General features: G+C 70.8%; 7 protein-coding genes. 4 read left to right on the top strand and 3 right to left on the bottom strand.

Going from position 1 to position 9,323, the window contains the following annotated elements:
* Nucleotides 1-687: 687 nt before the first annotated feature.
* Nucleotides 688-2,103: an MFS transporter gene (locus tag ACFWP5_RS46390; protein ID WP_384171417.1), complete on the top strand. Its 1,416-nt coding sequence runs from the start codon at nt 688-690 to the stop codon at nt 2,101-2,103.
* A 23-nt stretch (nt 2,104-2,126) separates the two neighbouring features.
* Here the strand turns inward: ACFWP5_RS46390 and ACFWP5_RS46385 are convergent, their stop codons facing one another.
* The 3 genes from ACFWP5_RS46385 to ACFWP5_RS46375 all read right to left on the bottom strand — a co-directional run bounded on the left by ACFWP5_RS46385 (nt 2,127) and on the right by ACFWP5_RS46375 (nt 4,743).
* Nucleotides 2,127-3,287 carry an oxygenase MpaB family protein gene (locus ACFWP5_RS46385; protein ID WP_384171399.1) on the bottom strand — a complete coding sequence of 387 codons (1,161 nt, stop codon included), beginning with the start codon at nt 3,285-3,287 and terminating at the stop codon, nt 2,127-2,129.
* A gap of 105 nt (nt 3,288-3,392) precedes the next feature.
* Complete coding sequence (locus tag ACFWP5_RS46380) at nt 3,393-4,448, bottom strand: polyprenyl synthetase family protein (protein ID WP_384171397.1); 1,056 nt, start codon at nt 4,446-4,448, stop codon at nt 3,393-3,395.
* Nucleotides 4,438-4,743, bottom strand: a complete 306-nt coding sequence (locus ACFWP5_RS46375) for a polyprenyl synthetase (protein WP_384171394.1) — start codon at nt 4,741-4,743, stop codon at nt 4,438-4,440. The genes ACFWP5_RS46380 and ACFWP5_RS46375 overlap by 11 nt, the downstream gene beginning before the upstream one ends.
* 494 nt (nt 4,744-5,237) lie before the next feature.
* Here ACFWP5_RS46375 and ACFWP5_RS46370 point away from each other — a divergent pair, with 494 nt between their 5' ends.
* The 3 genes from ACFWP5_RS46370 to ACFWP5_RS46360 all read left to right on the top strand — a co-directional run bounded on the left by ACFWP5_RS46370 (nt 5,238) and on the right by ACFWP5_RS46360 (nt 9,196).
* Nucleotides 5,238-5,666 carry a DUF485 domain-containing protein gene (locus tag ACFWP5_RS46370; RefSeq protein ID WP_384171414.1) on the top strand — a complete coding sequence of 143 codons (429 nt, stop codon included), beginning with the start codon at nt 5,238-5,240 and terminating at the stop codon, nt 5,664-5,666.
* Nucleotides 5,663-7,357 (top strand): cation acetate symporter, encoded by a 1,695-nt coding sequence (locus ACFWP5_RS46365; RefSeq protein WP_384171392.1) that lies wholly within the window; start codon nt 5,663-5,665, stop codon nt 7,355-7,357. Before ACFWP5_RS46370 ends, ACFWP5_RS46365 begins: the two co-directional genes overlap by 4 nt.
* A 126-nt stretch (nt 7,358-7,483) precedes the next feature.
* A complete protein-coding gene (locus ACFWP5_RS46360) occupies nt 7,484-9,196 on the top strand; it encodes a PHP domain-containing protein (RefSeq protein WP_384171389.1) in 1,713 nt (570 codons plus the stop codon).
* Nucleotides 9,197-9,323: the final 127 nt, after the last annotated feature.

Raw genomic sequence — 9,323 nt, 5'->3', positions numbered from 1 at the left:
CGCACCTGGTGGGGCACATGTTGGGGTTTTAGTGCCCCCGCGCTTTGTCCTGGTGGTTGTGGTCCTGGGCGCCCGGGGGGGTCCCCCCGCACCGTTACCCATCCCCCCCCCGCCGCGCGGGCCCGCCCACGGCCGTACGCCCTCCAGTGCCCCCGTGCCTGGGAATGGTCACAGCCGATGTCACGGTATATCTCCTAAGTCGGTCGGCAGACGAGCGTGCCGGTGTCCGGTCGATGCGTTTCAACTGGTTACGACGATGAGTCTGGCGGTGGGAGGGGGTCCGGCGCGCTGGTGCTCAGCGCAGTCTTTCCCGGGGGAAAACCCCACCCTCCTGGGTTCGGCCTGCCGCCCCCCAGCGGCATAAAGCCAGGTTAAGGACGGCTCCTCCCCCTTCTCCTCCTCCGCCGGTACTAACCGTCCCCAGGTCGTAGTACGGAGGGACCCCTAGGGGCTCTCCACCGTGGGGTGGAGCCGATCTAGGGGTTCGGTCCACCCAGTGACCCGGCCAGGTTCCGCCCTCACGTCGCGTGAGGGTCAAGTGGGAAGCTGGTGCCCGGCAGATAGATGCAAGGGGAAAGGATTCCTGTGGACCAGGGGGACAGCGACACCGAGATACGACCCGAGGCGCCGGAGCAGCCCACGCCGGCCCCTCCCGACCGGCGCAAGCGCGCGGTCGTCGCCGCCCTCATGCTCGCGATGGCCCTCGCCGCCCTCGACTCCACCATCGTCTCGACCGCCGTACCGCAGATCGTCGGTGATCTCGGCGGCTTCTCCGTCTTCTCCTGGCTGTTCTCCGGCTATCTGCTGGCCGTGACGGTCACCCTGCCCGTCTACGGCAAGCTCTCCGACACCTTCGGCCGCAAGCCGGTGCTGATCGTCGGGGCGACGGTCTTCCTCGCCGGTTCGCTGCTGTGCGCGGTGGCCTGGAACATGGGCGCGCTGATCGCGTTCCGGGTCGTACAGGGCCTGGGCGGCGGGGCGTTGCAGGGCACCGTCCAGACGCTCGCCGCCGATCTGTACCCGCTGAAGGAACGACCGAAGATCCAGTCCAAGCTCTCCACCGTGTGGGCGGTGTCGGCGGTCGCGGGTCCGGGTGTGGGCGGACTGCTCGCCACGTACGCGGGCTGGCGGTGGATCTTCCTCGTCAACCTCCCTGTCGGGGCGGTGGCGTTGTGGCTGATCGTCCGCCACCTGCACGAACCGGCACGCACCCGCACCTCCCGCCCGCGCATCGACTGGGCGGGCGCGCTGGCCGTGTTCGCGTGCGGAGGCGTGCTGATCACGGCGCTGGTACAGGGCGGGGTCGCGTGGGACTGGCTCTCGGCACCCTCAATCGCCCTGTTCGCCACGGGACTTGGGCTGGCCGGAGTGGTCGTGGTGATCGAACGCCGGGCGGCCGAGCCCATCATCCCCGGGTGGGTGTGGCGGCGCCGTACGATCGCGGCGGTCAACCTGGCACTCGGGGCACTGGGGTTGCTGATGGTGGCGCCGGCTGTGTTCCTGCCGACGTACGCGCAGTCGGTGCTGGGGCTGGCGCCGGTGGCGGCCGGATTCGTGCTGTCCGTCTGGACGTTGAGCTGGCCGGTGTCGGCCGCCCTGAGTCAGCACGTGTACCGCCGGATCGGTTTCCGCAACACGGCGATGCTCGGGATCGGGGCGGCGACGCTGATCCTGTTCGCGTTCCCCTTCCTGCCGTATCCGGGCGCGGCCTGGCAGCCGATGACGCTGATGCTGCTGCTCGGCGCGGCCCTCGGACTCTTCCAACTGCCACTGATCGTCGGGGTGCAGTCGACCGTCGGGTGGGAGGAGCGGGGCGTGACGACCGCGTCCGTACTGTTCTGCCGCCAGACCGGCCAGACGATCGGCGCGTCCGTCTTCGGCGCCGTGGCCAACGGGGTGCTGGCGTCCCGGCTCGGTGGCGCGAGCGACCTGGACTCGGTGACACGGGGCCTGGACGGGGGCGCGGTCCCCGAGGCGACCCGGCGGGCGATCGCAGACGCGGTGCACGCGGTGTACATCGGCGCGGGCTGCGCGGCGGCGGCGTCCTTCCTGGTGCTGCTGTTCCTGGCGCCCCGACGCTTCCCGGTCCTCAAGGAGCAGTGAGGAGCGGTGAGGAGGCATGCGGTTCAGGAGACCGTGGCGGCGGGTGGAGTCCAACGGCGGCTGCGGGACACCGAGTCGGAGACGCCGTAGTCCTTCTTGAGCTGCTCGGGGATGGCGTAGTGCATGACGCGTCCGCGGGTGAGGGAGGACAGTTCGAGGACGGTGGTGAGGTGACCGAGGCGGTCCAACGCCCAGGCGCCGAACGGGGAGTGGTCCTCGATGGTCTCCAGGACGCCGAGGAGGTGGGGCACGGCCTTGACGAAGGTGTCCCACGGGGTGCGCGGCACCTGGAGCCAGTCGGCGCAGGTGTCGCCGACGAGGTGGCGGATGAGGGCGGAGACGATCGGGTCGAAGAAGGTCCCGGGGACGACCTCCTCGTAGAGGTCGATGAGCTGTCGGGTCAGGTGCGCGCCCTCCTCGGACGGGCCCATGTGCCGGACCATGTACAGGTCGAGGAACTGGCGTGCTTCCTCAAGGGACTTGGGGACCGCGTCCTGGTCGACGCCGAGCATGGCGCCGACCACGCGCCAGGCGTAGTAGTAGGCCTCCGCGCCCTCCGTCGACATGTGGATGCCGAGGCGGTGCAGGCTGTCCAGCACGAGCATCGAGAAGAACATCTGCCCGCCGATCATGTCCTCCTGGCAGATCGGCGTCCCCAACTCGCCTGTGTCCCAACGGTTTTCGCGAAGAAGGTGGTGGCGGATCGAGGCGTGCAGGAGCCGGACCTTCTGTACGGCGGGGAGGAAGCGGCTGCCGGCCTCGAAGGCGTCGGGCTGCATCAGGTAGACGGTGAACTGGCCGGTCTCCGCCATGCGTTTGGAGGGGTACCGCAGCCCGTGGCTGGCCGAGAGGAGTTTCGCCACCGGCGGGACGACGTAGCAGGCGGGCATGGAGGCGAAGGACAGGGCGGTCGAGATGTGCACGTTGTTGTCGATGAAGAACAGCCGGGCCCTCTCCATCTCGTCCCAGTCGACCCAACTCGGCGGCGCGCTCGTGGCGTTGAGGTACTCCCGGGCCACTTCGGGCAGCCCGTCGGGCAGCGGGGCGCCCGCGACGGAGACGTAGCGCATGAGGGTGTTGAACGTGCCGACCTCCCCGCGGTCGAACAGGGCGGCGACGGTGGCGTCGGCGAGTTCGTCACCGGCCAGGCGCAGGCCGTCCATCGACGTCTCGGTGTAAGTCACGGGGGACTCCTCGTCGTTCGCGGGTCGGGGCATTCGCGGCACAGGGCGTTCGCGGGTCGGCACACATTCGCCGGCCGGGACCGCGAGTCGGGACGTTCTCGCGGGTCAGGAGAGGCGGACCGACACCGAGTGCGCGAGCGCGGTCAGCGCGGCCTCGGCGGGGGCGGGTACGTCCATTTCGTGGAGGGCGTCTAGCGCTTCCTCGACTCGGGCGGTGATCATGCCCTCGACGCGATCGGGTGCCTTCAGCCGGCGCATCGTCTCGCGCACCGTGTCCAACTCCGCTCCGTCCAGGCCGCGTTGACCCATGAGGGCGCGGAGTCGCTCCCGGTCCTCGGCACCGGCGGTGCGCCAGGTCTCCGCCAGAAGGGCCGTGGGCCGGTGGCCGCGCACGTCGTCGGCGTTGGCCTTGCCGGTGTGTTCCGGGTTCCCGAACAGGCCGAGGACGTCGTCCCGCAGCTGGAAGGCCTCGCCCAGCGGCAGCCCGTACGCCGAGTAGCCCTCGCGCAGCCGGCCGCCGGCCCCGGCGAGGGCGCCGCCGATCAACAGGGGCTGTTCCACGGTGTACTTGGCGGTCTTGTACCGGATCACCTTCAGGGACGCGGCGGTGTCCGGCTCGGCCCCGGTCCGCAGGATCTCCAGGCACTCCCCCGCGATCAACTCCCTTGCCAGCACTGCCCACAGCGGACGGGCCCGCGCGAGATAGGCCGCCGGCAGACCACTGGTGGTGAACAACTGCCCTGCCATGCCCATCAGTAGGTCGCCGACCAGCATGGCGAGGGACCTGGCGGCCGCGACGGCGCGCGGGCGGCGGCGTACGGCACCGCGCAGCGCGATGTGGGCGGTGGGGCGGCCGTGCCGCAGCGGGCTGTCGTCGATGAGGTCGTCGTGCACGACCGCGGCGGCGTGCACCAGTTCCATCGAGGCCGCCGCCCGCACCAGCGCGTCGCTGTCGGGCTGGCCCACCGCGCGCCAGCCCCAGTAACAGAACGCCGCCCGCAGCCGTTTGCCGTCCACGACCGCGGCCTCCAGCTGCCCGGCGACCGGCTCCAGCGCCGGGTCGATCTCCGCGAACCGCTCGGCCTCCTCGGCCACGAACCGCTGGAGCACCTGGTCGACGCGGCCCTTGAAAGCGGCCGGCTCCCAGCGCTCAGACACCATCGGCGGCGGCCTGACGGGCGAGGGCGTGCCGGGCGAGGGTCTCCAGATGGGCCGGGGGTACGGCGGTGTACCGGTCGAGTACCAGGCGCCCGCGCGCCGCCAGTTCGCGCTCGGCGTCCGCCGCCAGCTCCGCGGCGTCCGAGCGGCGCAGCAGCCCCCGTACCGCCCCCAGGGTCGAGCCCACCACCGACCCCACAGCCGACCCCACCGTGCTCACCGCCAGCTCGGCCAACCCGGCCACCAGCACCAACGCCCGCTCGTCCAGACCCTCGTGCCGCTCCGCCGCTCGCGTCATGCCACTCCCCACCCGTAGTACTTCCGGGCGACACCGATCACCCGCCCTCCTGTCAGGATCGCGACAGCCCGGGCACGCGGGAGGAGAAACTCACGATCGAGTGATCACTTCGCTCGACCGTACGGACGGTGCCGCCAGGCCCGCCTGCGGCGTTCCCGGGAAACACCGTCAACCCGGTCAACACCCGAGGTCAGCGCCCGATTGACGCAGCAGGCGCCCACGGACCGCCTACCGACCGCCCAGTTCGGCGAAAAGCACCCACATCCCCCAACCGGCGAGTAACATGCGTGGCTCGCGCCGCCCAACTCCCTGCGGTCCGCCGCCACGGACCCGAGCCACGCAAGGAGCACGGGATGTCCTACGACCCGTACCCTCCGCACGATTCGTACCGCCCGGACGACGGGCGTTCGTCACCCGACCCGTACATCCCGTACGGCCCCGACGCCGCCGCCAACTCCCCCTACATCCCGTACGACCCTGACGCCGCCCCTTACATCCCGTACGACCGCACACCGCCCCCGACGCCACCCCCGGCTCCCTCCCCACCCACCGTCACCTACCCCTGGCAGCCACCCCCGCCGCCGCCCGAACGCCGCCGCCTGCCGCGTCGCCCCGCCCTCGGCAACCACAGCGATCTGCGCATCCTGCGCGGCGCGTACCGCCGTCAGCGCCGGGTGGCGACCCTCGCGGCGCTCGGCTACTTCTGCCTCTTCCTCGGCCTCTCCGCGTTCGCGCCCTCGCTGATGACGAGCACCCCCGCCGGCGGTGTGCCCACCGGGCTGCTGCTCGCGCTGGTCCAACTGCCCGTCACCTGGCTGGCGATAGCGCTCTACGAGCACACGGCCCGGCGCCGCGTCGACCCCCTCGCGGACCGCTTCCGCAGACAGGCCGAACTGGACGCCAGACGGGAGGCGGCACGATGACCGGGATGGCCGGGGCGGCCACGGTGACCGCGATGGCCGGTCTCCGGAACTCCTCGCAGACCATGTCGCTGGTGGCCTTCACCACCGTCGCCACGATCACGCTGCTGCTCTGTGTGATGACGGGCCCCGACCGCGACGACCTCGACGCGTTCTACACGGGGTACGGCTCCCTCTCCCCCCTGCGCAACGGCCTTGCCATAGCCGGTGACTACATCTCCGCGGCGAGTGTGCTGGGCACGGGCGGGGTGATCGCCCTGTACGGCTACGACGGGGTGGTGCTCGCGCTGAGCACGGCCCTGTCGTTGATGCTGCTGATGTTCCTGCTGGCCGAACCGCTGCGCAACGCGGGCCGGTTCACGATGGGCGACGCGCTCGCCCGCCGGATGCCGGGGCGTTCCGTACGGATCGTCGCGTGCGCGGTGACCATCATCGCGCTGCTTCCGCTGATGCTGGTCCAACTCGCGGGCGCCGGACAGCTGTTGGCGTTCATCCTCGGCTTCTCCGGCGAGTCGCTCCAGACCGGCTGCATCATCGGACTGGGCGCGCTGATGATCAGCTACGCGGCGATCGGCGGCATGAAGGGCACCGCCCTCATCCAGATCCTGAAGATCGTGATGCTGCTCGGGTCGGGAATCGTGATCGCCGTACTCGTACTGCACCGTTTCCACTGGGACTTGGGCGCCTTCTTCGACACGGCGGCACGGCGGAGCGGGGTCGGACCGGCCTTCCTGCACTCGGGACTTCAGTTCGCGGGTGGGCCAAGTCCCCGGCTGGACATGATCAGTTCGGAGCTGACGGTCGTGATCGGCGGCGCCTGTCTGCCGCACGTCACGATGCGCATGTACACCGCGTCGAGTGCCCGGCAGGTGCGGCGGTCGATGTCGTGGGCGGTGTCGAGCGTGGCGCTGTTCGTGGTGATCGTGACGGTCGTCGGGTTCGGTGCCACGGCGCTGCTCGGCCGGACGGCGATCGCGCGGGCGGATCCGCAGGGCAACACGGCCTATCTCCTCGGCTCGCGGGCGGTGTTCGGGCGGGACGTGTCGACGACGGAGACCCTCCTCTTCACCACCGTCACCACGGCCGTCTTCCTCACCCTGCTCGCCTCCGTCGCCGGGATGATCCTCGCCTGCGCCAACTCCCTCGCCCATGACGTCTTCGCGACCCGCGTCCAGGAGATGCCGGTCCGCCGCGAGATGACAGTGGCCCGCTACTCGGCGCTGGCGGTGGGCATTCCGGCGATCGTGCTCGCGACGCTGATCCAGCACCGGGGCCTGCAACCCCTGGTGACCCTGTCCTTCTGCCTGGGCGCCTCGGCGATAGCGCCCGCCCTCGTCTACAGCCTCTTCTGGCGCCGCTACACCCGAACGGGCCTGCTCAGCACGCTCATTGGAGGCACGCTCGCGGTCCTGGTGCTGATGCCGGGCACGAACCTGGTCTCCGGCTCGCCCACCGCCGCCTTCCCGAACGCCGACTTCAACTGGTTCCCGTTCACCACGACGGGCCTCGTCACGATCCCCCTCGGCTTCGCCTTCGGCTGGCTGGGCACGGTCGCCTCGGGCCGCCGCAAGGAGGAGGAACAGCGCCGGCGCTACGACGCGATGGAGGGCTGGATCCTGGCGGGCGCGGTACGGGGAGACGGCGGAGACACGCACGAAGAGACACCGGATGACCGACGCAAAAGCCCCGCATGACCGACGTTGTAGCCGTGCATGACTCGTTCTTTGCCACACCACCGCCTCGACTCCCGCTGTTCACCGGTCCTTTCCAGACTCTGCGCGTCCGAGCATGAAGGTCCCTGCATTCAGCGGGAGTTGAACATGAGCCACGGCCACAGTCACGGCGACCACGGTCACCACCACCATCACCACCAAAGCGGGGCCGGTGACGGTTCGTCGCTGCCGCCCGCCCTCGACACGTCCGTACCGGACGAGGAGTTGACGCCCAGTCAGCTGTCCCGGAGAGGCATGCTGCGCCGAACCGGCCTGCTGGGCGCGGGACTCGCGGCGGGCGGCGTGCTCGCCGGCGCGGGGGAGGCAGCCGCGTCGGGGCAGCAGCAGGCGGCCAAGTCGTCGAAGGGCAACGGCCGTTACCTGTGGCTGGCAGGCGACCACCACATCCACACCCAGTACAGCAGCGACGCCAAGTACCGGGTCATCGACCACGTACGCCAGGCGAACGCGCACGGCCTGGACTGGATGGTCATCACCGACCACGGCAGCGTCGCGCACGCCAAGATCGGTGTGGAGAAGGTCAATCCGGACATCGTCGCCGCCCGTGACCAGACCGAGGACACCCTCGTCTTCCAGGGCCTGGAGTGGAACATCCCGGGCGCCGAGCACGGCACGGTCTTCGTGCACCCCGGCTCCAACGAGGTGGCCGTACTCAAGGAGTTCGAGAACTCCTTCGACGGCAGCGTCAGGAACGCGAGCGGCAACTCCCCCGCCAACGAGGCCCTCGCCATCGCGGGCGTCAACTTCCTCGCCGACCAGGTCCGCCGCCGCAAGGTCAAGGACGCGCTGTTCCTCGCCAACCACCCGGCGCGCAAGGGCATCGACTCCCCGCACGAGATCCGCGGCTGGCGCGACGCGCAGCCCACGATCGCCGTCGGCATGGAGGGCGCCCCGGGCCACCAGGCGGGCGGCATCCCCAAGCCGAACGGCCCCGGCGGCGGACGCGGCATCTACGACGGCAGCCCCAGCGCCGACTCCTTCCCCGGTTACCCGCTGGAGAGTTACCGCACCTGGGGCGGCTTCGACTGGATGACCTCGACGGTCGGCGGCCTGTGGGACAGCCTCCTCGCCGAGGGCAAGCCCTGGTGGATCACCGCCAACTCCGACTCCCACAACGTCTACGCGGACACCGCCCTGCGCGGCCCGGGCGGCGACTTCAACGCCAACGGCCGCTACGAGGACCCCATTTACAGCGGGGGCATCAGCCTCACCGACACCGACTTCTGGCCCGGCCAGTACTCCCGCACGCACGTCGGCGCGTCCTCCTTCGCGTACAAGGCGGTCATGGACGGCATCCGCGCGGGCCGTGTCTGGGTCGACCACGGCGGCCTGATCAGCGGCCTCGACGCCCGCCTGTCCTACGGTGGCCGCGAGGTCACCCTCGGCGGCGCACTGCACGTACGCCGTGGCGCACAGGTAGACCTGACCATCAGGATCAGCCTGGCCAACGGCCCCAACTGGGCCCAGTTCCAACCCTCGTTGGCCCGAGTCGACGTCATCCAGGGCGACGTCACAGGCCCGGTGGCGGACAAGGACACCTTCGCCACCCCGAACACGAAGGTCGTCAAGTCCTTCGAGGTCGACAAGGCCACCGGCACCGTCCGCCTCACGTACTCCCTCGGCCGCCTCGACAAGCCGGTCTACGTCCGCCTCCGCGGCACCGACGGCAACCGCTCCGCCGTAGGCATCAACGGCGCGGCCATCGACCCCGCGGGCCCCGCGATGGACGTCCTCGGCGACGCCGACCCGTGGAAGGACCTCTGGTTCTACTCCAACCCGATGTGGGTCCTCCCCGCATGACCGGTCCCTACGACCCGTCCGGGGGGGGCCCCCCCCGGGGGCGGGGGGGGGGGGCGGCCCCCCCCCCCCCCCCGGCCACCCCGCCCCCCCGCCCCCCCGAGAAAAACCCCCCCCCCACCCCCCCCCC

This window comes from Streptomyces sp. NPDC058469, from assembly GCF_042721125.1.
In the GTDB taxonomy this organism is placed as follows: domain Bacteria; phylum Actinomycetota; class Actinomycetes; order Streptomycetales; family Streptomycetaceae; genus Streptomyces.
This window is presented reverse-complemented; position numbering and strand designations above follow the sequence as displayed.